Origin of the sequence: Mucilaginibacter sp. (assembly GCF_965225845.1) — a bacterium.
Taxonomy (GTDB): domain Bacteria; phylum Bacteroidota; class Bacteroidia; order Sphingobacteriales; family Sphingobacteriaceae; genus Mucilaginibacter.
Genome location: NZ_CBDDBL010000002.1, coordinates 2,172,199 through 2,194,341, shown reverse-complemented (window position 1 = coordinate 2,194,341; position 22,143 = coordinate 2,172,199). Strand labels below are relative to the sequence as shown.

The following is a 22,143-nucleotide window of genomic DNA, read 5'->3' as shown; positions in this document are numbered from 1 at the left end:
AAATATAAAAAAAGCATCCAGAGGCATGTCCTGAATGCTTTATCACTTATATGATGTAATATTTTAAAAATCGTCTTCTTCGTCAAACTCAAAGCTGTCGTACCCGCCACCTATTTCATCAAGCGGCATGTCAAACTCCTCATCGTCCTCATCATCAATAATCTTTTTCTTAGCCTTAGGATCCGTCGGTGCCGGTGCCGGTTTTTTTGCGCCGGTACTTTTTGAATCTGGCTGTTTCTTTGCAGGTTTTTTCGGAGTTCCCATTGTCGAATTTTTAGTTTAAAACTTAATTCAATGTAAATTTAAGTCAAATAAAATACAAATTGTGTTTTCACAAATAGTGAAGTTATTTATTAGTAAAAATAATTAAAATCCATTTTTATTAAAAAAATGATTTAAATTATTCTGTAACATCTCCAATCGAGCTTTCTTCAGTAGTAAGTTCTTTTATATGAGGCAAATCATTCATGCTGTTTATCCCAAAATACTCCATAAAAAGGCCGCTTGTGCCATAAAGAATTGGTTTCCCAACCGCTTCAGATTTCCCCACAATGGCAATCAGCTCTTTTTCAAGCAGCTTTTGTATCGAGTAATCGCAATTTACGCCGCGTATTTGTTCAACATCGGTTTTGGTTGCTGGCTGGCGATAAGCGATGACCGCAAGTGTTTCCAAAGCCGCCTGGCTCAGCTTCTTTTTTGATCGTTGGGCCTGCAATAAATTAATAACCGGGTGAAATTCCTTTTTTGTTAAAAACTGGTATCCGTTGTTCACTTTAACCAGTTCTATAGCCAAATGCTTAGCACTGTATTTATGCTGTATATTTAAAATGCATTGGTTAATGTCTTCAATACTAACATCGGTTTCTAAGGAGGCCTGCAGGCAATAGGCTATTTCCTCAACACGCAAACTTTGCTCTGATGAAAATATTAATGCCTCAATATGTAGTTCTTTATTTAACATTTTAGCTGTAAATGTGGAGCGTATTCTGTGTGGTTGTAGCAAAGTAAACCTATTGTAAAAACTGTTTGTTCAATTCAAGCGTATATAAACTATAAACTTATAAAATTAACAATCTATTATGAAAACAGAAACAGATTTAAACAATGGTAATGTAAATATGGCCCGCAGGTCATTTTTACGTTATGCCGGTGCAGGAGTAGCGGGAATTGGATTATTATCCGCTGCAGCCTGCCATAAAGACCATAACGTTACACCAACAGCTGGTGTTACTGATGTTGGCAGTGGCGACGTTGGTGTATTAAACTTCGCTTACGCTTTGGAACAATTAGAAGCAGCATTTTACTTACAGGTAATTGCTACTCCATATGCAAGCATGCCATCAACTGAATTAACGTTATTAACTGAAATACGCGACCACGAAGTATGTCACCGTGAGTTTTTTAAGGCTGCATTGGGAACAAGTGCTATCATGGGTTTAACTCCTGATTTTAGTGCTATTAACTTTTCAAGCAGGGCATCAGTTTTAGGAGCTGCTAAAGCTTTTGAAGATTTAGGCGTAACTGCTTATGATGGTATTGCTTACTACATTCAAAACCCTGCTTATTTAGGGATTGCAGGCAGCATTGTTTCTGTTGAGGCAAGGCATGCATCTTTAATCGGTAATTTAATAACAGCTGGTAATTTTACCTCAAGCGATCAGGTTAGTACTAGTACCGGGTTAAATATCAGCAACGCCCCAAGTGCTGTATTAGCTGGTGCAAATGTTTATTTAAAAACAAAGGTTTCAGCAACCAGCTTTAGTTAATCACCCTTTAATCCCACAAGATCATGAACTTATTTAGTATAATAGAAGAAATAGAAAAAGTTGACCCGGAATTTAATGACAGGATCAGCCCACGTCGCGACGCGATAAAAAATATTACCAGCTTTGGTTCTAAAGTAGCTGTAGCTGCCGTACCATTTGCTTTAGGTACATTGTTTAAAAAAGCATATGGCCAAACCGCATCTGCTACTGTATTGGCAACTCTTAACTTCGCTTTAACTTTAGAGTTGTTAGAAGCAGGTTTTTACAACACAGGTATGGGAACATCAGGTTTAGTTGGTGATGCATCATACGTTGCGCACATACAGGCTGATGAAAACAACCACGTTACTTTTTTAACAAACGCTATCAGCGCAGCTGGTGGTACCCCGGTTACTAAAGCTTCATTTAAATATGTTGACTATACTGGTGGCAGTGGCTCAGGTAATGGTCCGTTTGCAAACGTATTCAGCAACTACACTACGTTTTTAGAAGTTGCTTTAGCTTTTGAAGATACAGGTGTACGTGCCTACAAAGGCCAGGCTCCTAATTTATTAGGTAACCAAACTTATTTAACTGCAGCATTGGATATCCACGCGGTTGAAGCAAGACACGCATCTGCAATCCGATATTTACTTTCAACTAAAGGGGTGGCTATCACTCCTTGGATCACAAGCAGTGTTGCTTTAGGTAACGATACCGGAATTGCTCAGGTTAATGCTAACTATGCCGGTGCAACTCCTGAAAATACTACTGTTCAGGGTGGTGTAAATATCCTGAATTTGCCAAGTCCGGAAGGTACTACAACATCAGAAGCAACTGCAACAGCTGCATTTGATGAGCCTTTAACAATGGCAGAAGTATTGGCTATTTTAGTGCCGGCTTTTGCTATGACTAATTAAAATAGTTTACTGTATAAAAAGCATCGCATAAATTTTATGCGGTGCTTTTTTTTGTAAATGTTATTTTTAATAATTGATCACCTGCTCTTCAATTTGAACCGGTATATCACGCCATTCATATTTTTGGTTCCGAAGTTGTGGTTCAAATCCTGCTTCGGAAATGGAATCCTGGATGCCTTTTGCAGTAAACCTGTGCGGTGCGCCTGCGGCAGATACTACATTTTCTTCGATCATGATGGAGCCAAAATCATTAGCACCGGCTTGTAAACATATTTGAGCTATTTGTTTACCCACGGTTAACCATGACGCTTGAATATTTTTAATATTTGGTAGCATTATTCGGCTTAAAGCGATCATGCGGATGTATTCATCGCCGGTGACGTTATTGGTGATACCTCTAACTTTACGCAACAAAGTACCATCATCCTGGAAAGGCCATGGAATAAATGCTACAAAGCCATAATGGCCTTCCGGTCTTTCGGATTGTACCTCGCGGATCCACACTAAATGCTCAAAACGCTCTTCAATTGTTTCCACGTGACCAAACATCATCGTAGCCGAGCTCGGCAAATTAAGCTGATGGGCCGCGCGCATCACATCAAGCCATTCCTTGCCGCCGCATTTTCCTTTGGAGATCAGCCTGCGTACACGGTCGTTCAATATTTCGGCGCCTGCACCTGGTAAAGAATCCAAACCTGATTCCTTCATCGCACGCAATACATCAATATGGCTCATATTCTCAAGTTTCGCTACGTGGGCAATTTCCGGCGGGCCTAAAGAGTGTAGTTTCAGGGTTGGATATAATTCTTTTAATTGTTTAAACAGGTCAGTATAAAAAGATAAACCCAGATCAGGGTGGTGGCCGCCCTGTAAAAGCAATTGGTCGCCACCATAACGGAAGGTTTCTTCAATCTTCTTTTTGTAGGTTTCGATATCCGTTATATAACTATCTTCGTGCCCCGGACGACGGAAGAAGTTACAAAACTTACAGTTAGCTATACAAACGTTAGTGGTATTTACATTCCTATCAATTTGCCACGTAACTTTACCATGCGGAACCTGCTTTTTACGCAGCTCGTTAGCTACGTACATCAAATCGGGTGTAGAGGCATTGTTATACAAAAAAACACCCTCTTCCTGGCTCAGGAAATCAAACTGTAAAGCGCGCTGTAACAGATCGGCTGTATTCATACACAAATATAGCTAAAAACTGATTAGCGAATAGTTTTTAGCGATTAGTAACAATAGGCTGACATTTAGATTATGAAGTTTAAATCTGGCAACTATTCTACTGACATTCCCTTATCCAACCGCAAAACCTTCGTCACACTATCCGGTATCTCATGCTGATAATGGGTAACATAGATCAGTGTTACATCGCTCATATCGCAAATGGTATTCACAATCTGCTTAAAATTCATTTGCTGATATTCATCCATTCCCTGGCATGGCTCGTCAAATATCAGGAGGTCGGGGTTTTTGATTAATGCCCTTGCCAGCAAACACAAACGCTGGGCGCTGGCAGGGATGTTTTTTAATAGCGTGCGGGAATATTTATCAATCTCTAACGCCTGCATCCAGCTCAAAGCGGTATCAGCCTTAGCTCTTTGACTTGGCCTGAATAAACCTAGCGTATCATAATACCCAGATTCGATCACCTGTAAACAACTATTATCAGTCGGGAAGTATTGATGCAGCTCCGGCGATACAAAGCCTATCTTTTTTTTAATATCCCAGATACTCTCGCCACTGCCACGCTTTTTATCAAACAAAACAATATCATTGGCATAAGCCTGCGGGTTATCGCCATTAACCAAACTTAATAAGGTCGATTTTCCCGCACCATTTGGTCCAAGCAATGCCCAGCGCTCACCGGGCAATACTTGCCAGTTAACCTTATTTAGAATGACTTTCTCGCCATATTTAATATGGACGTTATTCATATTCACCATGTAGGTATAGGTAGGCTTTTCAACGTTGGTGAGTAGGGCTATTAATTTGTCAGTATCGACGTTTGGCTGAATTTCATCTTTAAAATGATCAGGATTGAAATCTGCCTTTTTGATGGTCTGTACAATTTCGCCATCCTCAAAAACAGCAATGTCAGTTATCGCGTCTGGTATCTCCCGTGGAGAGGTAGCGATCACTACCGAAATACCCGAATCTGTAATCTCACTTAATATGGTATTAAACAGCGCACGTGTTTGCACATCCAACCCTGTTAAAGGTGTATCCAGCAATAACAAAACAGGGTTTTTGATCAGTGCCGCCGCGATCAGTAACCGCTTGGTTTCCCCGTTGGATAGTTTTATAAGTTGTTTGCTTCGTAAAGCTTCTAAACGTAATGTTTCAATAACCTTATTAAAGTTCCAATAGTTATTGCTGCCTTCAACTGGTTTAATGTCACTTAAATATTCCGCAACAGTTTGCGCATCTTCCGAATCAGATGAATTATAGCGCTGTTGATAATAAAACTCGGTGGTGTTTGACAGGTTCCTGAAATGATGTTTCGACTCCACCAATGCGATCAGCTTATGATGAGTTAGGGTAGGATTATGATTTGGGTGGTGTGCTAAAAACTCGTCAAAAAAAACATATTTTACTTCACCTCCGGTAACATTAAACCTGCCTGCAATAGTTTGCAACAAGGCACTTTTACCTGAACCGCTTTTGCCTATTAGTGCCCAGTTTTCACCCTTTTTTATGCTGAATGACAGGCTTTTGAATATATGATTATTTAAATTGCGAACGCCTGCGTGCTGTATGGATAGTAGGAGATTGTTCATAGCAGATAGTAAGGCGGTAAAAATACTTATCTGTTTTACAAACAGGTATAGTTATTGTGTTAATTTTCAAAATTCAATCAAAAAACTATTTATCATGAAAAATTTAAGTTTACTATTAGTGGCTCTTGTTGTGATGACGATGAGCAGTTGTGCCGTTATCGGCGGTATTTTTAAAGCAGGCGCTGTTGTAGGTATTATAGCAGTAATTGTTGTTATAGCAATTATTATTTGGGTAATATCGCTTTTCACAGGTGGTAAGTCATAAATATAACTTACAAAAATCTACAAAACAAAAAGCCCTGCGAACAGGGCTTTTTGTTTTTCTAAAAAAAGAATTACATTTTTTTAGCAGTGTCTTTAGCCATTTTACCTGAATCAGCTTTCATTTTGCCGGTATCAGCTTTCATTTTTGATGAATCAGCCATTTTAGCTGAATCTGCTGCTTTAGCTGAATCAGCCATTTTAGCTGAATCTGCAGAAGCTGAAGAAGATTTGCTTTTGCAAGCTGCGAAAGAACAAGCGATAGCTAAAGCTAATACGCTAACTTTGATTGAATTTTTCATGTTAATTTTTTTAAGTGATTAATAGTTTTGCTGATTAATACCTAAAATAACAAAAGGTAACCCATGAATTTGAAAAAAAAATCACGGATTACCTTTTTAAATTGAAAAAAAACTAATAATCAGGGGTTTATTATTTCTTTTTAGTTTCAGTTGTTTTGGTTACAACTTTAACTGTAGTGTCTTTGTGAGTGCTGTCGTTTTTAATTGTAGTATCGTTTTTAAGGGTGTCCTTAACAACTTTTGTTGAATCTACTTTTTTTGAACTGTCAGCAGTGCTATCGCCTGAACCGCCTTTTTTGTTTCCGCTGCAAGCAGCAACTGAAAGTGAAACTACTAATGCTAATGCAGTAACTTTAAATGTGTTTTTCATGGTTATATTTTTTAGTGATATCTGTTTAATACAATTATTTATAAAAAGTAACCCATTGCCTGTCAAATAATTAATATGGCCAGCAATTTTTAAATAAACAGGCTGGCTGATTTGGTCTGCCGGCCTGCTTATCAAATTACATTTTTTTGGTTGTATCTTTTTTAGTGGTATCAACTTTAACAGTATCTTTTTTAGTGCTGTCAACTGTTGTTTTTGTAGTTGAGTCAACTTTTACAGTGGTTGAGTCAACACCTGAAGTTGCTTTTTTTGAACCACAAGCAGCAAATGTTAATACTGTTAAAGCTACTAATGATGTTTTAAGAATGTTTTTCATAATGTTTATATTTATTTAAGTGTTTACTTTGCATTAATGCGCATTTCGCAAAAAGGTAACCGATATTTTTTAAAAAAGTTTTTTATAAATAACAGGGTTACAATTTCATATAATTTGTATTAATAGTGATATTATCAGGTGAATAAAGAATTAAAAGATTCAATACCAACAGATAGTGAGGTTATTTTAGGGATTTTAAACAATTCGGAAAGTGTATTAAAGCGCATGTATGTGGCTTACTTCCCGATGATCTTACAGCTGATAATTAATAATAACGGTACCGCGGATGATGCCAAGGATATTTACCAGGAGGCCGTTATTATATTATATAACAAAATAAAAGCGGGCGATTTTGAATTAAGCAGTAAGCTTAAAACCTTTATTTACTCGGTTTGCAGGCGGCTTTGGTTAAAAAGACTGAGCCACATGAGCAGGTTTGGTGGAGATATAAGGGATTTTCAGGATCATATGCATGTTGAGGATGAGGTTGAAAAACAGAGCGACATGGATATACAGTTTAGTAAAATGGAGAGTGCGCTCCAGTTATTAGGCGAACCGTGCAAGACAATAATGGAGGATTTTTATATCCACAACCTGAGCATGCAGGATATATGCGAAAAGTTTGGATATACCAATGCCGATAATGCTAAAACGCAGAAATATAAATGTTTGCAACGGCTGAAGAAATTTTTTTTTCAGCAGAAATAATAGGCGAAAAATGAACGAGTACAAATTACAGGAAGAAATTGAACGTTATCTTAATGGCGATATGAGCCAGGAAGAAGTAAACCAGTTTGAATTGCTCCGTAAGGAAAATACTGCTGTTGATGCTAAGGTTAACGAGCATAAAGGTTTTACCAGGCTGTTAAAACAGTACAGTGACCGTTTGGCGCTTGAAGGCCGCCTGAATGCGATTCATGACGAGATAGATGTGCATACCTTAACCGAAGAATTGATGGTTCATCCGTCATGGGTGGTGAGGTTATGGCGTAACCATCATTCAAAAATATCGGTAGCGGCTTCTGTTACTATTTTTGCTGTGTTAAGTATCATGTTCTTAACAGGTAAAATGACCAACCAGGATTCGCAATACATTGCATTGCGCCGTGAAGTAGGTAACCTTAAAAATAAGACGGATAAGATTAACCAAAAGCTTTCGCAAAACGGCAGGGCTGAAAGGTTTGCCAATACAGAAAGGTTTAGGGGCACAGGTTTTGCCATTACCTCTAATGGTTTAATCGTTACCAATTACCATGTAATCAATGGTGCCGATTCTGTTTATGTACAGAACGGTGCCGGAAAATCATTTAAAGCGAAAGTTTTATATACAGAACCTGCAAACGACATCGCTATTTTAAAGATTGTTGATACCTCATTCAGAAACCTGGGTGCTGTACCGTATACCTTTAAAAAGGCTGAAAGCGACCTGGCTGAAAGCGTTTATACTTATGGGTATCCACAGGATGCAGCTCATTTTGAAGAAGGAAAGGTAACATCAGCAGTAGGTTTAAACGGCGATAGTTTGGATTACCAGATCTCGATCCCAATAAACGCTGGTGATAGCGGCAGTCCATTAATTGATAATCATGGAAATATAGTAGGTATTGTGCAGGCGAAACAAACACAGTTAGAAGGTGTACATTTCGCGGTGAAAACCAGCTACCTGTTAGATGCGATCCACAATATACCTTCTGATTCTTTATCTAAAAAGATCAGCCTGAATACAAAAAATACTTTAGCCGGATTAAGCCTGGTGCAGCAAGTTAAAAAATTGAACAATTATGTGTTCATTGTTAAGGTTTATCAATAAGCAATCATCAACTCACAATAACAGAAGGCTTCCAAACGGAGGCCTTTTTATTGCTTAGCGGTCAACCTCGCCCAATACAAAATCTATAGAACCGACGATCGCTATCAGGTCGGCAATCATTACGCCTTTGGATATTTCTGGCAGTACAGACAGGTTACTGAAGCTCGGTCCGCGGGATTTTACCCGTGTAGGAATCTCTGATTTTCCGTCGCACATAAAATAAAAACCCAGTTCGCCTTTAGCACCTTCGCAACGCACATAATAATCCTGTGCTTTGGGAACAATCTTACGAGGCATTTTAGCACGCGGGTCAAACTCCGGGGTGCGTTTCAATTCTTTTTGTAAACGATCAAGGCATTGTTCGATCATCTTCAGCGATTGCTCGATTTCATCGATCCTGACTTTATACCTGTCCCAACAATCACCCACACTACCCATCAGGCCTGTACCAACCGGGATGTCAAATTCCAGTTCAGGATAGATGGAATACCCGTCAATCCTCCGCAAATCCCACTTCAATCCCGATCCCCGCAGCATTGGCCCCGAGCAACCATAGTTAATAGCCACATCCAGCGGCAATACGCCCACATTAGCGGTGCGACTAATAAATACCTGATTATCGGTTAAAAGTTGGTTCAGCTCAACCATTTTGGGTTTAAAGTAATCCACAAACTCGCGGCAGCGTTCTTCAAAGCCAACGGGTAAATCATAAAATAAACCGCCAACCCAAATATAATTGTACAACATTCGAGAGCCCGAAGCCCACTCCAGCATACCCATTATATGCTCTCGATCCCTAAAACACCACAGGAAAGGTGTAAATGCGCCGATATCAATACCATAAGTACCAATCGCTATCAAGTGCGAAGCGATCCTATTCAGCTCGCAAACCAATACACGGATATATTCAATACGTTTCGGGATATCTTTATCAATGCCTAACATCCGTTCAACGCCCATTACAAAGGCGTGGCTATTATTCATCGATGCCAGGTAGTCCATCCTGTCGGTAAACGGAATGGTCTGCTGATAGGTGAGCGATTCTGCATGCTTCTCAAAACAACGGTGCAAATAACCCAGATGGGGGATAACCTCTTTAACAATCTCACCGTCGGTGATCAACTCCAACCGCAAAACTCCATGCGTCGACGGATGCTGCGGCCCCATGTTCAGCACCATATCCTCAACAGCAGCGTTGGCTATTTTTTCAGTATATCGTTGTAATGCCTGGTTCAATTTCAGTATGAATGTTTAACCTTTTTTAATTGGGTAAATATAATAGTAAGTTTTTATAGCTGGCTACTTTAAAAGGTGGTTATGTCTGCAAAATGATAATATATAGCGGCAAGAATAATTTACATAGTTTTGTTTAATATTGGCACTAATAACTTATGGGAAAGCTTTTATTACTTTTTTTGCTTTTTAATTCATGTTTTTTATACGCGCAGCCAGGAACGATTAGGCTAAATTTGAACAATTTGACTGCAAGAGATATTGCATGGGTTAAAACAAGTCATAGTTCGTCTCATTATGAGATTATTATTGACTCTACGACAGACCTCGCAAATTTTGAGAAAATAAAATTCTTTCATAAGCTTACACTTATTGTCTGTGTTAAGGTATTACCTAAAGAAATTAGTCTTTTGTCTGATTCTCTGCAAGATATTACTGTAAGACGTGACGATATGAGGAATGGTGAAATGAGAGGTGATATTATCCCCACAAACTTATTTGACGTTTCTGTACTCAATAAATTGAAAAACTTAAGATCTGTTAATTTAGAATATTACACAGGTTTTGAATTACCTGAATTTAATAATTTACGAAAACTAAAATCGCTTGTTATACGGGGAGCTGATCAATTAAAAGATCTAAATTCTCTCTCCACGTGTAAATCAATCAAAACACTTGAACTACAAGGTCTCAAATTGGAAATAATAGATTTTCAAAAACTATCAAAACTTGATCTGGTTACTTTATCTTTAGATGAGGACCGAAATTTAAAAAGCCTTAGAGGCTTGGATAAGTGTAGGTCATTAAAAAGTCTTTACATCGAGGATAGTAATAATTCAAAGAAAAAACTGGATTTTGATTTAGGTTCGATGAATTTAGAAGAATTGTCGCTTGAATATATTCAAAACTTGAATGATATATCCAAAATATCTGAGTCTAAATCCTTGAAGAAGCTATATATTGGGAATTTACCATCTTTGAAAAAATGGGATTTTGACATGAGCAAAATGAACTTAAATATTGTAAGCCTGAGTTATACGCCTGTAAAAAATATTGATGGAATATTAAACTGCAGATCGATAAAAGAAATTGATTTGATGGGGTTAGATTCTTTGAAAACGATAAACTTTGTAAAAAATAATAATTTACAAGTAATAGAAATTAGGTCATTACCTAAATTGGAAAACATTGATATTACAAATAGTACTTTATTGAAAAACTTTACATTAACAGATAATGACCAACTAATAAAAATCTCCGAGATTCAACAATTACTTTATATTAAATATATTAATATAAGACGTAACAAGAGTTTGGTAGTACCGGATAGATTCAAAAAAAACGAGGATAATCGATATATAGGTAATTGAAATGTTATAATCCGAAATCCCAAATCAATCAATCTTAATTCCCTTATAATACTCGGCATTCTTATAATCTTTCCTCAACGGAAATCCTTCCCAATCATCCGGCATTAAAATTCGCCTTAAATCCGGGTGGCCTTCAAAAAGTATCCCCAGCATATCATATGCCTCACGCTCGTGCCAATCTGCCGACCGATAAACCGAAACAATACTTGGAAAAGATGGCAAATTGTTTTCTTCGCGACTATTCTCTTTACTAATCTTTAAAGTCAATTGTGTTTTATATGGGATAGATGCCAAATGATAAACCACACCAAACTTACCCGGTTCAACGCCATAATCAATGCCTGATAACGAACTTAAAAAATCAAAGTAAGTGTCCGGGTTATTGCGAAGCTCCAAACAAACATCGGCAATGCGATCAGGATCAATAAGCAATGCTTCTTGTAAGCCATTAGTTTCCTCACCAACAATTATGTCATCGCCAAATTTAGCGACCAGTAATGCTTTAATACCCTCAAAACTCATGGTGCCAAACGGACTTTTTTCCAGTTTTTGTTGTCAATCTTTTTGTAAACGATGCGGTCGTGCAAACGGCTGCGGCGACCCTGCCAAAACTCAACATAACGTGGTTTCAGCACATAACCACCCCAGTAAGATGGTTTTGGGATATCCTTATCCTCACCATATTCTTCAACCAGTTCTTCCCATTTCTTTTCCAAAACATCACGGCTCGGTATTTCCTGGCTCTGCGGCGAAGCAACAGCGCCCAACTGGCTTTTACGCGGGCGTACTTTAAAATATTTATCTGATTCCTCTTTGCTCAACTTCTCGATAGTACCTTCAATGCGAATCTGTCTTTCCAGCGTTCCCCAAAAAAAAGTCAATGCGCCCAATGGGTTTTTGGTGATCTCTTTCCCCTTACGGCTCAAATAGTTGGTATAAAACACAAATCCAGAAGCATCGAAACCCTTTAATAATACTATCCTGGCTGATGGGCGGCCGTCATAAGTCGCGGTAGCTAAAGTCATGGCGTTGGGCTCATGTTCTTGTGCTTCCACGGCCTCGTTAAACCATTTTTCAAATTGTTTAATCGGGTCGCCTTTTGTTGCGTCTTCTGATAATTCGGCAGCGCTATAGTCCTGCCGCATATTTTGTAACTCGTTTTGGTCCATTAATACAAACTTACTAATTAAATGAACCGTATATATGATATATGTCTCATTTTTCAGAAAATGAACATATTTTTATTATCGTTGTTATATATTTAAATATACGCATATGCTTAGCTCAATCTCCGCCGCTGTTGGGCGCTTGTTAATTTCGGAACCATTTATGATGGATCCTAATTTTAAACGATCTGTTATTATCCTGACAGAATATGCTGAATCAGGTGCGGTGGGTTTTGTATTGAACCACCAAAGTGAATATTTGCTGGGTGATATTTTGCCTGATACCTCCTACTCAGAAATGCCTGTATACGTTGGCGGCCCAGTTGGTAAAAATACTTTACATTTTATCCATAGCCGCCCGGACATGATCCCTAATGGAATAGAAATTGGAGAAGGCATGTTTTGGGGTGGAAATTTTGAGGTGGTGAAAGACCTGGTATCCAACTACCAGCTAAAAGAAAGTGAGATCAAATTTTTTACCGGTTACTCTGGCTGGACAATTGGCCAGTTAGATGCTGAACTACATGAAAATGTATGGATGGTTGCCGATAAATTTAATCAGGATACCTTATTCAGTCATGACGAAGGTACCTTATGGCGTGATGTAGTGATCAGCCTTGGTACGCGTTATGCGCACATCGCCAATTTTCCGGAAAATCCGGCTTTAAATTAATGAGCGATTTAGTGATGGGATGATGAGTGATTTTGAAGTGATTGAAACTTAACTAATCTCTACTTTTAATCTCTATTCTCTAACTCCTTTGCCGATTCTTCAACTTTTCTCTTCAATTCTTCTTTATAAGCGATCAGGTTTTTGACCAGGAACTCATCACCGGTTGAAAGGATCTGCGCAGCTAAAATACCTGCATTCTTTGCAGCATTTAGCGCCACTGTTGCTACAGGAATACCATTTGGCATTTGCAGGATAGATAAAATTGAATCCCAGCCATCAATAGAATTGCTTGATTTAACCGGCACACCAATTACAGGTAAATGAGTTAAAGAAGCCACCATACCCGGCAAATGAGCGGCGCCGCCAGCACCGGCAATGATCACCTTTATACCACGGTCAGCAGCAGCACGGGCATAGCTGAACATGCGATCAGGCGTTCGGTGAGCCGATACTACGGTAATTTCGTAATCGACACCTAATTCCTTTAAAACATCGGCAGCATCCTGCATAATATGCAAGTCGGACTTGCTGCCCATTATAATTCCTACTTTGGGAGAGTGACTCATAGTTTTATTATTTAAGTGCGTCATTGCGAGCGTCGAAGCAATCTATATATAAGCTTATCCTAATTGCGAGTTAAAACTTTGCTTTCTGCCCTGTAGAGCATATAGATTGCTTCGTTCCTCGCAATGAAGGGTGGCAATTAACTAACCACTTTTAATGTCTCTTGCACGTACCTGGCTTTCTCAACCGCCTTTTCCCTGTCCGCATCCACAATAGTCACATGCCCCATTTTGCGGAAAGGTTTAGTAAGCGCCTTGCCGTATAAATGTACATACACCCCGGCGCATTTTAATATCTTTTCGATGCCTTTATAAACTGCCGGGCCTTCATAACCACCTTCGCCTAAAACGTTTACCATAATGGCATTGTTCAGGCAGGCGGTATCGCCCAAAGGCTGGTTAAATATCGCCCTTAAATGTTGTTCAAATTGCGACACTACATTACCCTCAATGCTTTGGTGCCCGCTATTATGCGGACGCGGAGCCAACTCATTTACTAATATTTTGCCATGTTTATCTAAAAACATTTCTACCGCTAATATGCCTACTATTTTAAGTGTCTCAGCAATATTCTTAGCAATGTTCTCTGCTTCCTGGTGCACTTCAAATGGTAAAGTAGAAGGTTGGATCAGGAACTCCACCAAATTAGCTTCGGGATTAAATTCCATTTCCACCATCGGGAATGTTTTTATTTCGCCGTTCTCGTTACGGGCAACTATTACGGCAATTTCTTTTTCAAAATCAATCAAACGCTCAATCAGGCTTGGCTCGGTAAAAGCTTTATCAAGGTACGACTCGTCAATAACTTTATAAACGCCCTTGCCATCATAACCATCCCTTCGTAGTTTTTGAATATATGGGAACGGGATATGGCTTTCTTCTAATTCTTCAGGTGATGATATGATCTTGAAATCAGCAGTCGGGATACCATTTTCTTTAAAAAACTGTTTTTGTAAGCCTTTGTCCTGTATCAAGCGGATGATGCGCGGTTGCGGATAAACCAAAACGCCTTCTTTTTCCAGCTGTTCCATTGCTTCCACATTTACCTTCTCTATCTCGATGGTAAGCATATCCACTTTTTTACCGAAATTATAAACGGTTTCGTAATCACCCAGGGAGCCGACTACAAATTCATCGCACAACTTTTTGCAGGGCGCCTCACGATCAGGATCAAGTACCTTAACGGTAACATTATAATTAATAGCTTGTTGTATCAGCATACGTCCTAATTGTCCGCCGCCCAAAATGCCGAGTTTTAAGTCTCCGTAAAATGTTTTCATTTATGCTGCAAGTTTACCCTAAATCTTTCAAAAAGCCTAAACCATCTTTCTTACCAACCTGAAATACATAATGGCATGAACGATTGTAAATATAATGCCGCTTGATAAATAGAACAATTTATTTACCGGCCCCAACTGCATTACCGATGCTGTGATCAAAAAAACGATAGGCCCGGCAAAATATAGTAAGAAACGCATTGAAATATTAGCGCGAATATGCGGTAGTGAGAAAAATAACACTGGCAATACCATTAGCAATAAAATGATATTCAGTAAAAATGCACCTGACGAGACCATTTTGAGGATGGTCATATAGTCAAAATTGCTGTGTCGTTGTGTAATGGCGAAATAAATACAAGTTGTAGCAATATCTAAAATTACCGATATGATAAAGGTTGTAAAGAGCGTTTTGAGCAATTGTTTTGTCATGGGGGCGATGCTGTTATGCTGCAAAGGTAAGCGTAACCAGCAAAAAGTCATAATGAGCTTGTAATGATGAATTGTGAATGACGGTAAACCCACTCCCACCCTGCAAAAAGGGGAGGAGTAGCACATATCAAAATTCTCTCCTTGAGGAAGATTTAAAGGGTTACTTCACCGCTTTTAACCAGGCCTGTGCCATTAAACTTGCACCTGCCGGTGTAGGGTGTACGCCATCAATAGACCAGTATTCAGCCGGGGCCAATTTCAAAGCCTCATCCATAACATTTTGATAGGGTATAAAAGTCGCACCAAATTCATCGGCTATTTCACGGGCTACCTGGCGGTAACCATCAAATGCCGGGTACCATGAATCATCTACTGCTTTTACACCTTTCATGGCGAAAGCTTCACCAATAATCAGTTTTACGCCCGGCAAAGCTTGTTGAGTACGTCCTAATAATTTCTTATAATCAATATGATAGGTTTCTAATGTACCTTTATACCCTGAAGTAATTGTGTGCCAATAGTCATTAACACCAACCATAATACTTAATACATTAGGTTTTAGTGCTATAGTGTCTGTATCCCACCTGTCAGCCAATTGAAATACTTTATTGCCGCTTACGCCTTTATTGTAAATTTTCAGATTTTTGGGCGCGTAAGCCCTTAAAATCTCGGTAGCGGTCAATAAAACATAACCTGAACCTAATGAGCCAAAATCATTTGCAATGGTTTTGTTTTTATCGCGCCCCCATTCGGTGATAGAATCCCCCTGGAAAAGTATAATATCGTTTTGATCGAGTACAGTTTTTTTGCCTCTTTCTTCAGCGTATGCAGATGAAATAATATCGGGTATAGCTATAGCGGCCAGAGTGCCAATGGCGGCATTTTTAATAAAGTTACGGCGGTTGTTTTTTAGGATCATGGCAGATGTGTATAGTTAATCGGTTACGCAAATGTTGCTTCGAATTGGTATTGCTAATATAATTAATGTTTTTGTTGACGATTGCTATTTGCAAAATATCAAAAATAAAAGTTAAAATAGTATCACTGGTTTCACTATCAACCATGAACTATCAACTAACCAAAAAACCCTTAACTTCGCGGTATGTATTCTTTACTTAAGCCCATACTTTTTAAGTTCGATCCTGAAAAGGTGCATTATTTTGTAACCCGTAATTTAAAACGTTTTAACCGCATTCCCGGCGGCAGCGCTTTTATCAGGTCGGTTTGGGCTATGAATGATTCCCGGTTAGAAAAAGAAGTTTTTGGGCTGAAATTTAAAAACCCTGTTGGCTTAGCTGCAGGTTTTGATAAAAATGCCGACGTCATCAGCGAAATGGCTAATCTTGGCTTTGGCTTTATTGAGGTAGGTACAGTAACACCTTTACCTCAGGATGGCAACCCCAAACCACGCATGTTCAGGCTGCCTGCCGATGGTGGCTTGATAAACCGTATGGGGTTTAATAATATGGGGATGGAGGTAGTAGCCAAGCATATTGAAGCATACCGCAAAAATACACCGTCATCACAAAAAGGAATTATAATTGGTGGCAACATCGGTAAAAATAAGGTTACCCCAAACGAAGAAGCAGTTAACGATTACATCAAATGCTTTGTCAGATTATTTGATCTTGTAGATTATTTTGTGGTAAACGTAAGCTCACCTAACACGCCCGGCTTGCGCGAATTACAGGAAAAAGAACCGCTAATGAATTTGCTAAGCACCTTACAGCAGCGTAATTCAAAAAATGGTATCAGCAGGCCGATCCTGTTAAAAATTGCGCCGGATTTGACAGATACACAATTGGATGATATTGTGGAGATCGTTCAGCAAAGCGGCATTGCAGGTGTAATTGCTACAAATACTACCATTAGACGGGAGAATTTAATTTCGCCTGATAACATCAAAAATGAAACAGGCGGATTAAGCGGCAAGCCGGTAACCAAACGCTCAACCGAGGTTATTAAATATCTATCTGAAAAATCTAATGGCTCGTTCCCGATAATCGGCGTGGGCGGGATTCACTCTCCGCAGGATGCTTTGGACAAATTAGCTGCCGGCGCGTCGTTGGTACAGCTTTATACCGGTTTTATTTACGAAGGACCCGGGTTGATCGGCAGGATTAATAAGGCGATATTGAAATCCATATAATTCAATTTATAGTTTTGTCTTTCTGAACGGGGTGGGGAATGAAAGGTGTAAGAGAGAGAGAATAACCAAACTATAAAACGCAAAAAATCCTGCCGGTTATTAACCAGCAGGATTTAATTCATATATAAAGCGCTGAATTATTTACCTGCAGCAATTAATAATGCAGCATTGTTTTTAGCAATCTGGCTATTTTTTGGCTCTGCTGAGCGGCTTCCCGGCTCAAGGTTAGTAGCGTTCTTTAAAAACTGTACTTCTAAACGTGAAGTAGTTTTGTTTTTTCTATCTTTTCTTTTTAAACGTGTAACACCCATGACTTTGTATTTTTAATGTTTTTTATCTTGAGGTCGGGAGCGGATTCGAACCGCTGTAAAAGGTTTTGCAGACCTCTGCCTAGCCACTCGGCCACCCGACCTTTTTTTCAAGGCTGCAAAAATAGCAATAATTATTTGGCTGCCAAGTTTTATTTGTACGAATTCCGCTTTATTTCTGAACAAAATATAGCCGTAGCGATCCCGACATTTAAGGATTCTGCCCTACCTGTTCGCGGTATGGTAACTGCATGTTGCACAAGGTCAATAATTTCGGGCCTCAGGCCATTGCCTTCGTTACCCATAACTACCAGTCCTTCATTACCGAAATCGGTTTTGTAAATATTTGACCCATCCAGGGCCGCGCCAAAAATCGGCAGTTTGATGTCCTTTAAAAAATGAGTAAGCTCAACATAATAAATGTTAACTCGCGCCAATGAACCCATGGTTGCTTGTACAACCTTTGGGTTATAAACATCAACCGTATCGGCGGAACAAATAATATGATTAATGCCAAACCAGTCGGCCGTACGGATGATGGTACCTATATTTCCGGGATCCTGGATACCATCAAGTACTATGGCAAATTTATTTTTTAATGAAGAAGCATTTAAAACAGGCCAATCGGGTATTTTTACCAGCGCTATAATATCTTGTGGTGACTTTAATGAGCTGATCTTTTCCAAATCGGTTAACGAAATTTCATTAAAGTTTATTTTTCCCGATAATTTCAGCAATTTTGGGTCGATTGCATTTGTATAGTAAATTGTTACAATTGAGTAGGCGGAATTTGCAAAATCAACAATTGATTTGTAACCTTCAACTATGAACGCGCCGTGCTCAATACGAAACTTTTTTTGTTGTAAAGATTTTAAAAAACTGATTTGTGATTTTGAAAGCATTTTTAGCCAGGTATAATTTTCGCCTTACAATATTAAGCATATTCCTGGTTTTTACACTTTCAAACTGTAGCCTTACCCGCAGATTAAAGCCTGACCAGGCCCTGGTGCGCAAAATAACCATAAAAGGTATGGATAAGGAGTTTGCCCTTAACGCGGTAAACTATGTAGATAAGGAGCAGCAGCCTAACAATGTGATCAACCTGGAGATCTATTACCTGTTCAGTAAGAATGGTAAAAAAGATATTGGTGAACCACCTGCGATATTAGATAGCGGACTTGTCGAATTTTCGCGTTTTCAAATTGAGAAGTATATTCAGAATAAAGGTTACCTGAAGGCCCGGGTTACTGATTCTATCAGCATAAAAAAGAAAAAAGCGGAACTTATCTTTACCACGGTCGAGGGCCCGATGTTCAGGGTCAGGAACTTTACAGACAGCATTGCCGATAAAAAGGTGGAAGCATTATATAAAACATCACCCGGGATTTTTTCAAATGTGGTAAGGGGCAAACGTTTTGATACCGACAGCCTCTCGGCAGACAGGGACGCTTTTTATTTGCAAATGAAGCGCAATGGTTATTATGATTTTTATCGCCAGTATATCAGTTTCAATAGTGATACCACCTTTAATAAAGGGATTGTTGATGTAAAAATGATCATCAACAACCCCGATGGTAAATCGGCACATCCTATTTATAAAATAAATAATACGCTGATAACAATAGCCCAAAGTAATGGCAAAACACCCGGCAAAGCTGATACCATACAGGTTGATTCACAGTTTCGGTTTGTTGATTTTTCGCACAAGTTTAAGCCGCATGTGGTAACCGATTATATTTTCCAGAAGAAAGGCCAGGTTTATAATATCGATAATCAAAATTTAACTACAAACAGGCTATCCGAGTTAAATGTATTTAAGAATGTGCCCAATCCAACCTATGTTAAATTGGCTGACAGCAGCAACCGGTTAGATACGAAAATTGATATTGTACCATTAAAAAAGATGTCAGACAGGGTGGAAGGTGAGTTTTTGTTTGCAGCAGGCCAGTATGGTTACAATATCGGAAACACCTTTACCGAAAGAGATCTTTTTAAAGATGCGGCGATATTACAGATAAAGCTTAACGAGAGTATTTTATTTAATACAGGTGCAAATGCCGCTACTGAAGGCTCAATAGAAAACCAGGATTTTAGCGCGGGTGTAAGCTTGATCTTCCCGGGTATCATTTCTCCGTTTAATTTTGCAAAGCCAGGTAAGTATGGTGTTCCCCATACTACGTTCTCAACAAATTATACACTGTTTTATCAAAGCCAGTTAGTTAAACGCCAGAGTTTTATAAATTCAATCACTTACGACTTTTTTGAAACGCCGGATAAAGAACACCTCATCACTCCAATTGATGTTGAGTTTACAAAAGGCGTTATTGATCCGGCCGCCGCAGCAACATTAAGAAGCCAGGACAGATATGCGTACATAGACCTTATTGGCCGTACAGTTTTTACAACAGGTAGCCAGTATAGTTATATACTAAATGCCAATAAGCTAAACACTTACCGAGATTTTATTTATTTTAGGGGAAACCTTGATATTGGCGGCAATACGTTGTGGGCGTTAAGCCATTTAATACATTCTGCCAAAGATTCTTTAGGGGAGCACACCTTGTTTGGTTATCCCTTTGCGCAGTATTCAAAAACCGAGGTTGACCTTAGGCTATATAAAAGCTTAGGCGGCGAAAAACAATTAATTTTTAGAGTAGATGCCGGATTGGGCGTGCCTTATGGCAATAGTACTGCTATGATATTTGAAAAGGAGTTTTACGCAGGGGGATCAAACGATATGCGTGCCTGGTTGCCCCGTACCTTGGGCCCCGGTCAGTTTAACAGGGCAAGTTATGGGCCTGGAGGGGACAGTAGTGCGGCGAGTAACGATAGGGCAAAATTTCAGTATTTAGACCAGTTTGGAGAGATAAAATTGGTTACTAATACAGAGTTCAGGTATAAATTATCCGATAATTTTTTTGGATCGATTTTAAGGGGTGCATTATTTATGGATGCGGGTAACATTTGGCGTTTAAGTAATGTTAAAGAGGATCCGGCAAATCCGTTCAGTGCTATCGAAAACCCCAATGGCCTGTTTAATCTTGTAAAATTACCACAATCGATAGCTATGGATATAGGAACCGGGTTACGTTTCGATCTCGGATTTTTTGTATTCAGACTTGATGCTGCACTTAAATTTAAAGACCCGGAATTTAACGGATCCGATCAATGGGTGTTGATTGAACATTTCAACGAACTGTTTCATTCGGGGTCATTTAAATCTAACTATGCATTTACCAATTACCCCAATACATACAACTTTTTGCAGTTGAACTTTGGTATAGGGATGCCTTTTTAAGCTGAAGATTAGGGCTATAGATTAGTTAAAAATGTGTTTCAAACCATCGAATATACTCTGGAAAAATATTGGTATGCTCAAGTTATTATGGAAGTTAAAATAGGCGAAAATAATAAAAATGATTACCGCTATAATAATAAACCGTTTAAATAAATAAGCTAATAAAATAAGTGCTAAAGGGATGATGAGCAACCACATCCAGCTGATGTGTATTGGCACTAGCTTACTTTCGCTTTTATAAACGTAGTATAATGATGATAAGGTTGCGCCGCCGTTCTCATCCACATGGCGGGCGTATAAAAAAGTTGATTTATCAATTTTGTGCTTGTAAAACGCAACGCCGCTTGTAAATTTCAAAGTATCCTCAAAGCCATTTAGCGTAAATACGTAATCACCGTTAACATTATCCAACGTATTATTAAGTGAATCGGTTATTACTAATGATACCTGGTTTTGCTCATAAGGGTTTTCTGCTATCTTAAAATGTTGTATGGGCGATGTATCGGCTAAAGCAAAAACGCTTGTGATCATCATCAGGCAGAAAATTAAAAACGGCTTCCTCATGTAGTATGGTTTGTGATTGTAAAATAAAAGTACAGTTTTTGTTATCGGTTAAGCAAGTAAATATTCAAATTTAACAGCCATGCAAAACTCACCCAAAGTAAATAAGGCACCAGCAGCCATGCCGCCGTTTTGCTGAATTTACCAAACCAGCCTATGTTAAATATTATGCTTATCCATAAAAACGTAATAATTGCGAGCCCGCCAAAAATTTGATGCATCCCAAAAAATATAATCGACCATGAAAAATTGAGTAGCAATTGTATAAAGTAAATTGTGGCTGTGGCTTTATACGTAATAGCCCGGTTTCTTTTTTTCCAGACAATGTAAGCAGCTATCGCTATCAAAATATACAAGATGGTCCACGCAATTGGGAAAGCGAAATCAGGCGGATTAAACGAAGGCTTTTTTAAAGTTAAATACCAGGTTGCTATCTGTGGCCGGGTGAATATAGACGCAACAAAACCAATAGCAAGCGTAATAGCCAGGCTAATGACAAATGGAACAAACTGGAATTTTGTGTTTAAAGATTTTGGTCGCATATGTTGCTATCAACCAAATATATAGATTTAAGTTTGGTTTTGA

At 38.8% G+C, this 22,143-nt stretch carries 27 protein-coding genes and 1 tRNA gene; 9 read left to right on the top strand and 19 right to left on the bottom strand.

From position 1 onward, the window contains the following. Positions 1 to 63 precede the first annotated feature (63 nt). Together ACYZ0U_RS13955 and scpB are read right to left on the bottom strand one after the other, a co-directional pair. Positions 64 to 264, bottom strand: coding sequence for a hypothetical protein (locus ACYZ0U_RS13955; protein ID WP_461453150.1), 201 nt, complete (start codon positions 262 to 264; stop codon positions 64 to 66). Positions 265 to 400: 136 nt separating this feature from the next. Continuing rightward, positions 401 to 961 carry an SMC-Scp complex subunit ScpB gene (gene scpB / locus ACYZ0U_RS13950; RefSeq protein WP_461453149.1) on the bottom strand — a complete coding sequence of 187 codons (561 nt, stop codon included), beginning with the start codon at positions 959 to 961 and terminating at the stop codon, positions 401 to 403. A 118-nt stretch (positions 962 to 1,079) separates the two neighbouring features. On the opposite strand from scpB, the gene ACYZ0U_RS13945 reads away from it, so the two are divergent. After that, positions 1,080 to 1,766, top strand: a complete 687-nt coding sequence (locus ACYZ0U_RS13945; protein ID WP_461453148.1) for a ferritin-like domain-containing protein — start codon at positions 1,080 to 1,082, stop codon at positions 1,764 to 1,766. Between the two features lie 23 nt (positions 1,767 to 1,789). Beyond that, positions 1,790 to 2,665: a ferritin-like domain-containing protein gene (locus tag ACYZ0U_RS13940; protein ID WP_461453147.1), complete on the top strand. Its 876-nt coding sequence runs from the start codon at positions 1,790 to 1,792 to the stop codon at positions 2,663 to 2,665. 66 nt (positions 2,666 to 2,731) lie between these two features. Here the strand turns inward: ACYZ0U_RS13940 and mqnC are convergent, their stop codons facing one another. Both mqnC and ACYZ0U_RS13930 read right to left on the bottom strand, forming a co-directional pair. Further along, positions 2,732 to 3,856 (bottom strand): cyclic dehypoxanthinyl futalosine synthase, encoded by a 1,125-nt coding sequence (mqnC, locus tag ACYZ0U_RS13935; RefSeq protein ID WP_461453146.1) that lies wholly within the window; start codon positions 3,854 to 3,856, stop codon positions 2,732 to 2,734. A 92-nt stretch (positions 3,857 to 3,948) separates the two neighbouring features. Continuing rightward, a complete protein-coding gene (locus tag ACYZ0U_RS13930; RefSeq protein ID WP_461453145.1) occupies positions 3,949 to 5,451 on the bottom strand; it encodes an ATP-binding cassette domain-containing protein in 1,503 nt (500 codons plus the stop codon). Positions 5,452 to 5,545: 94 nt separating this feature from the next. On the opposite strand from ACYZ0U_RS13930, the gene ACYZ0U_RS13925 reads away from it, so the two are divergent. Beyond that, the gene (locus ACYZ0U_RS13925; protein ID WP_461453144.1) at positions 5,546 to 5,716 is read left to right on the top strand and encodes a hypothetical protein; all 171 of its coding nucleotides are present in this window, start codon (positions 5,546 to 5,548) and stop codon (positions 5,714 to 5,716) included. Between the two features lie 70 nt (positions 5,717 to 5,786). Here the strand turns inward: ACYZ0U_RS13925 and ACYZ0U_RS13920 are convergent, their stop codons facing one another. The 3 genes from ACYZ0U_RS13920 to ACYZ0U_RS13910 all read right to left on the bottom strand — a co-directional run bounded on the left by ACYZ0U_RS13920 (position 5,787) and on the right by ACYZ0U_RS13910 (position 6,718). Continuing rightward, positions 5,787 to 6,014 (bottom strand): hypothetical protein, encoded by a 228-nt coding sequence (locus tag ACYZ0U_RS13920; protein ID WP_461453143.1) that lies wholly within the window; start codon positions 6,012 to 6,014, stop codon positions 5,787 to 5,789. A gap of 130 nt (positions 6,015 to 6,144) precedes the next feature. Next, a complete protein-coding gene (locus tag ACYZ0U_RS13915; RefSeq protein ID WP_461453142.1) occupies positions 6,145 to 6,384 on the bottom strand; it encodes a hypothetical protein in 240 nt (79 codons plus the stop codon). 136 nt (positions 6,385 to 6,520) lie between these two features. Further along, the gene (locus tag ACYZ0U_RS13910) at positions 6,521 to 6,718 is read right to left on the bottom strand and encodes a hypothetical protein (RefSeq protein ID WP_461453141.1); all 198 of its coding nucleotides are present in this window, start codon (positions 6,716 to 6,718) and stop codon (positions 6,521 to 6,523) included. Positions 6,719 to 6,856: 138 nt separating this feature from the next. Between ACYZ0U_RS13910 and ACYZ0U_RS13905 the strand changes: the two genes are divergently transcribed. Continuing rightward, entirely contained in the window at positions 6,857 to 7,426 is a 570-nt protein-coding gene (locus tag ACYZ0U_RS13905) for an RNA polymerase sigma factor (RefSeq protein ID WP_461453140.1), read from the top strand. Between the two features lie 10 nt (positions 7,427 to 7,436). Continuing rightward, positions 7,437 to 8,528 carry a S1 family peptidase gene (locus tag ACYZ0U_RS13900; protein WP_461453139.1) on the top strand — a complete coding sequence of 364 codons (1,092 nt, stop codon included), beginning with the start codon at positions 7,437 to 7,439 and terminating at the stop codon, positions 8,526 to 8,528. Positions 8,529 to 8,582: 54 nt separating this feature from the next. Here the strand turns inward: ACYZ0U_RS13900 and ACYZ0U_RS13895 are convergent, their stop codons facing one another. Continuing rightward, positions 8,583 to 9,707: an NADH-quinone oxidoreductase subunit D gene (locus ACYZ0U_RS13895; protein WP_461453712.1), complete on the bottom strand. Its 1,125-nt coding sequence runs from the start codon at positions 9,705 to 9,707 to the stop codon at positions 8,583 to 8,585. Between the two features lie 212 nt (positions 9,708 to 9,919). Between ACYZ0U_RS13895 and ACYZ0U_RS13890 the strand changes: the two genes are divergently transcribed. Beyond that, positions 9,920 to 11,131, top strand: a complete 1,212-nt coding sequence (locus ACYZ0U_RS13890) for a leucine-rich repeat domain-containing protein (protein ID WP_461453138.1) — start codon at positions 9,920 to 9,922, stop codon at positions 11,129 to 11,131. A 24-nt stretch (positions 11,132 to 11,155) separates the two neighbouring features. Here the strand turns inward: ACYZ0U_RS13890 and ACYZ0U_RS13885 are convergent, their stop codons facing one another. Continuing rightward, complete coding sequence (locus ACYZ0U_RS13885) at positions 11,156 to 11,653, bottom strand: NADH-quinone oxidoreductase subunit C (protein WP_461453137.1); 498 nt, start codon at positions 11,651 to 11,653, stop codon at positions 11,156 to 11,158. Then, positions 11,650 to 12,300, bottom strand: coding sequence for a pyridoxamine 5'-phosphate oxidase (gene pdxH / locus ACYZ0U_RS13880; RefSeq protein WP_461453136.1), 651 nt, complete (start codon positions 12,298 to 12,300; stop codon positions 11,650 to 11,652). Before pdxH ends, ACYZ0U_RS13885 begins: the two co-directional genes overlap by 4 nt. A 106-nt stretch (positions 12,301 to 12,406) precedes the next feature. Between pdxH and ACYZ0U_RS13875 the strand changes: the two genes are divergently transcribed. Further along, positions 12,407 to 12,970, top strand: a complete 564-nt coding sequence (locus tag ACYZ0U_RS13875) for a YqgE/AlgH family protein (RefSeq protein ID WP_461453135.1) — start codon at positions 12,407 to 12,409, stop codon at positions 12,968 to 12,970. Between the two features lie 65 nt (positions 12,971 to 13,035). Here ACYZ0U_RS13875 and purE read toward each other — a convergent pair whose 3' ends face one another. From purE to ACYZ0U_RS13855, 4 genes are all read right to left on the bottom strand, one after another. After that, positions 13,036 to 13,536, bottom strand: coding sequence for a 5-(carboxyamino)imidazole ribonucleotide mutase (gene purE, locus ACYZ0U_RS13870; protein ID WP_461453134.1), 501 nt, complete (start codon positions 13,534 to 13,536; stop codon positions 13,036 to 13,038). A 137-nt stretch (positions 13,537 to 13,673) separates the two neighbouring features. Beyond that, positions 13,674 to 14,813, bottom strand: coding sequence for a 5-(carboxyamino)imidazole ribonucleotide synthase (locus ACYZ0U_RS13865; protein ID WP_461453133.1), 1,140 nt, complete (start codon positions 14,811 to 14,813; stop codon positions 13,674 to 13,676). Positions 14,814 to 14,849: 36 nt separating this feature from the next. Then, positions 14,850 to 15,242, bottom strand: coding sequence for a hypothetical protein (locus ACYZ0U_RS13860; RefSeq protein WP_461453132.1), 393 nt, complete (start codon positions 15,240 to 15,242; stop codon positions 14,850 to 14,852). 160 nt (positions 15,243 to 15,402) lie between these two features. Next, positions 15,403 to 16,161 (bottom strand): SGNH/GDSL hydrolase family protein, encoded by a 759-nt coding sequence (locus ACYZ0U_RS13855; RefSeq protein ID WP_461453131.1) that lies wholly within the window; start codon positions 16,159 to 16,161, stop codon positions 15,403 to 15,405. Between the two features lie 183 nt (positions 16,162 to 16,344). Between ACYZ0U_RS13855 and ACYZ0U_RS13850 the strand changes: the two genes are divergently transcribed. Further along, positions 16,345 to 17,391: a quinone-dependent dihydroorotate dehydrogenase gene (locus tag ACYZ0U_RS13850; RefSeq protein WP_461453130.1), complete on the top strand. Its 1,047-nt coding sequence runs from the start codon at positions 16,345 to 16,347 to the stop codon at positions 17,389 to 17,391. Between the two features lie 137 nt (positions 17,392 to 17,528). On the opposite strand, the gene ACYZ0U_RS13845 is transcribed toward ACYZ0U_RS13850, so the two are convergent. The 3 genes from ACYZ0U_RS13845 to ACYZ0U_RS13835 form a co-directional block, all read right to left on the bottom strand. After that, positions 17,529 to 17,702: a spore protein gene (locus ACYZ0U_RS13845; protein ID WP_461453129.1), complete on the bottom strand. Its 174-nt coding sequence runs from the start codon at positions 17,700 to 17,702 to the stop codon at positions 17,529 to 17,531. A 30-nt stretch (positions 17,703 to 17,732) separates the two neighbouring features. Beyond that, a tRNA-Cys gene (locus ACYZ0U_RS13840) sits at positions 17,733 to 17,803 on the bottom strand. A 48-nt stretch (positions 17,804 to 17,851) separates the two neighbouring features. Beyond that, on the bottom strand, positions 17,852 to 18,601 hold the full coding sequence (locus ACYZ0U_RS13835; protein WP_461453128.1) for a TrmH family RNA methyltransferase: 750 nt from the start codon (positions 18,599 to 18,601) through the stop codon (positions 17,852 to 17,854). Between ACYZ0U_RS13835 and tamL the strand changes: the two genes are divergently transcribed. Further along, positions 18,592 to 20,997: a translocation and assembly module lipoprotein TamL gene (tamL, locus tag ACYZ0U_RS13830; RefSeq protein ID WP_461453127.1), complete on the top strand. Its 2,406-nt coding sequence runs from the start codon at positions 18,592 to 18,594 to the stop codon at positions 20,995 to 20,997. The two genes, ACYZ0U_RS13835 and tamL, sit on opposite strands and share 10 nt — an antisense overlap. A gap of 21 nt (positions 20,998 to 21,018) precedes the next feature. Here tamL and ACYZ0U_RS13825 read toward each other — a convergent pair whose 3' ends face one another. Then, the gene (locus tag ACYZ0U_RS13825) at positions 21,019 to 21,561 is read right to left on the bottom strand and encodes a hypothetical protein (RefSeq protein WP_461453126.1); all 543 of its coding nucleotides are present in this window, start codon (positions 21,559 to 21,561) and stop codon (positions 21,019 to 21,021) included. A 41-nt stretch (positions 21,562 to 21,602) separates the two neighbouring features. Next, a complete protein-coding gene (locus tag ACYZ0U_RS13820) occupies positions 21,603 to 22,100 on the bottom strand; it encodes a TspO/MBR family protein (RefSeq protein ID WP_461453125.1) in 498 nt (165 codons plus the stop codon). Between the last annotated feature and the right edge of the window lie 43 nt (positions 22,101 to 22,143).

What these genes read in the sequence shown, in the direction of transcription:
- ACYZ0U_RS13955 (WP_461453150.1), bottom strand. Translation starts at nt 264, where the DNA reads ATGGGAACTCCGAAAAAACCTGCAAAGAAACAGCCAGATTCAAAAAGT.
- scpB (WP_461453149.1), bottom strand. Translation starts at nt 961, where the DNA reads ATGTTAAATAAAGAACTACATATTGAGGCATTAATATTTTCATCAGAG.
- ACYZ0U_RS13945 (WP_461453148.1), top strand. Translation starts at nt 1,080, where the DNA reads ATGAAAACAGAAACAGATTTAAACAATGGTAATGTAAATATGGCCCGC.
- ACYZ0U_RS13940 (WP_461453147.1), top strand. Translation starts at nt 1,790, where the DNA reads ATGAACTTATTTAGTATAATAGAAGAAATAGAAAAAGTTGACCCGGAA.
- mqnC (WP_461453146.1), bottom strand. Translation starts at nt 3,856, where the DNA reads ATGAATACAGCCGATCTGTTACAGCGCGCTTTACAGTTTGATTTCCTG.
- ACYZ0U_RS13930 (WP_461453145.1), bottom strand. Translation starts at nt 5,451, where the DNA reads ATGAACAATCTCCTACTATCCATACAGCACGCAGGCGTTCGCAATTTA.
- ACYZ0U_RS13925 (WP_461453144.1), top strand. Translation starts at nt 5,546, where the DNA reads ATGAAAAATTTAAGTTTACTATTAGTGGCTCTTGTTGTGATGACGATG.
- ACYZ0U_RS13920 (WP_461453143.1), bottom strand. Translation starts at nt 6,014, where the DNA reads ATGAAAAATTCAATCAAAGTTAGCGTATTAGCTTTAGCTATCGCTTGT.
- ACYZ0U_RS13915 (WP_461453142.1), bottom strand. Translation starts at nt 6,384, where the DNA reads ATGAAAAACACATTTAAAGTTACTGCATTAGCATTAGTAGTTTCACTT.
- ACYZ0U_RS13910 (WP_461453141.1), bottom strand. Translation starts at nt 6,718, where the DNA reads ATGAAAAACATTCTTAAAACATCATTAGTAGCTTTAACAGTATTAACA.
- ACYZ0U_RS13900 (WP_461453139.1), top strand. Translation starts at nt 7,437, where the DNA reads ATGAACGAGTACAAATTACAGGAAGAAATTGAACGTTATCTTAATGGC.
- ACYZ0U_RS13895 (WP_461453712.1), bottom strand. Translation starts at nt 9,707, where the DNA reads ATGGTGCTGAACATGGGGCCGCAGCATCCGTCGACGCATGGAGTTTTG.
- ACYZ0U_RS13890 (WP_461453138.1), top strand. Translation starts at nt 9,920, where the DNA reads ATGGGAAAGCTTTTATTACTTTTTTTGCTTTTTAATTCATGTTTTTTA.
- ACYZ0U_RS13885 (WP_461453137.1), bottom strand. Translation starts at nt 11,653, where the DNA reads ATGAGTTTTGAGGGTATTAAAGCATTACTGGTCGCTAAATTTGGCGAT.
- pdxH (WP_461453136.1), bottom strand. Translation starts at nt 12,300, where the DNA reads ATGGACCAAAACGAGTTACAAAATATGCGGCAGGACTATAGCGCTGCC.
- ACYZ0U_RS13875 (WP_461453135.1), top strand. Translation starts at nt 12,407, where the DNA reads ATGCTTAGCTCAATCTCCGCCGCTGTTGGGCGCTTGTTAATTTCGGAA.
- purE (WP_461453134.1), bottom strand. Translation starts at nt 13,536, where the DNA reads ATGAGTCACTCTCCCAAAGTAGGAATTATAATGGGCAGCAAGTCCGAC.
- ACYZ0U_RS13865 (WP_461453133.1), bottom strand. Translation starts at nt 14,813, where the DNA reads ATGAAAACATTTTACGGAGACTTAAAACTCGGCATTTTGGGCGGCGGA.
- ACYZ0U_RS13860 (WP_461453132.1), bottom strand. Translation starts at nt 15,242, where the DNA reads ATGACAAAACAATTGCTCAAAACGCTCTTTACAACCTTTATCATATCG.
- ACYZ0U_RS13855 (WP_461453131.1), bottom strand. Translation starts at nt 16,161, where the DNA reads ATGATCCTAAAAAACAACCGCCGTAACTTTATTAAAAATGCCGCCATT.
- ACYZ0U_RS13850 (WP_461453130.1), top strand. Translation starts at nt 16,345, where the DNA reads ATGTATTCTTTACTTAAGCCCATACTTTTTAAGTTCGATCCTGAAAAG.
- ACYZ0U_RS13845 (WP_461453129.1), bottom strand. Translation starts at nt 17,702, where the DNA reads ATGGGTGTTACACGTTTAAAAAGAAAAGATAGAAAAAACAAAACTACT.
- ACYZ0U_RS13835 (WP_461453128.1), bottom strand. Translation starts at nt 18,601, where the DNA reads ATGCTTTCAAAATCACAAATCAGTTTTTTAAAATCTTTACAACAAAAA.
- ACYZ0U_RS13825 (WP_461453126.1), bottom strand. Translation starts at nt 21,561, where the DNA reads ATGAGGAAGCCGTTTTTAATTTTCTGCCTGATGATGATCACAAGCGTT.
- ACYZ0U_RS13820 (WP_461453125.1), bottom strand. Translation starts at nt 22,100, where the DNA reads ATGCGACCAAAATCTTTAAACACAAAATTCCAGTTTGTTCCATTTGTC.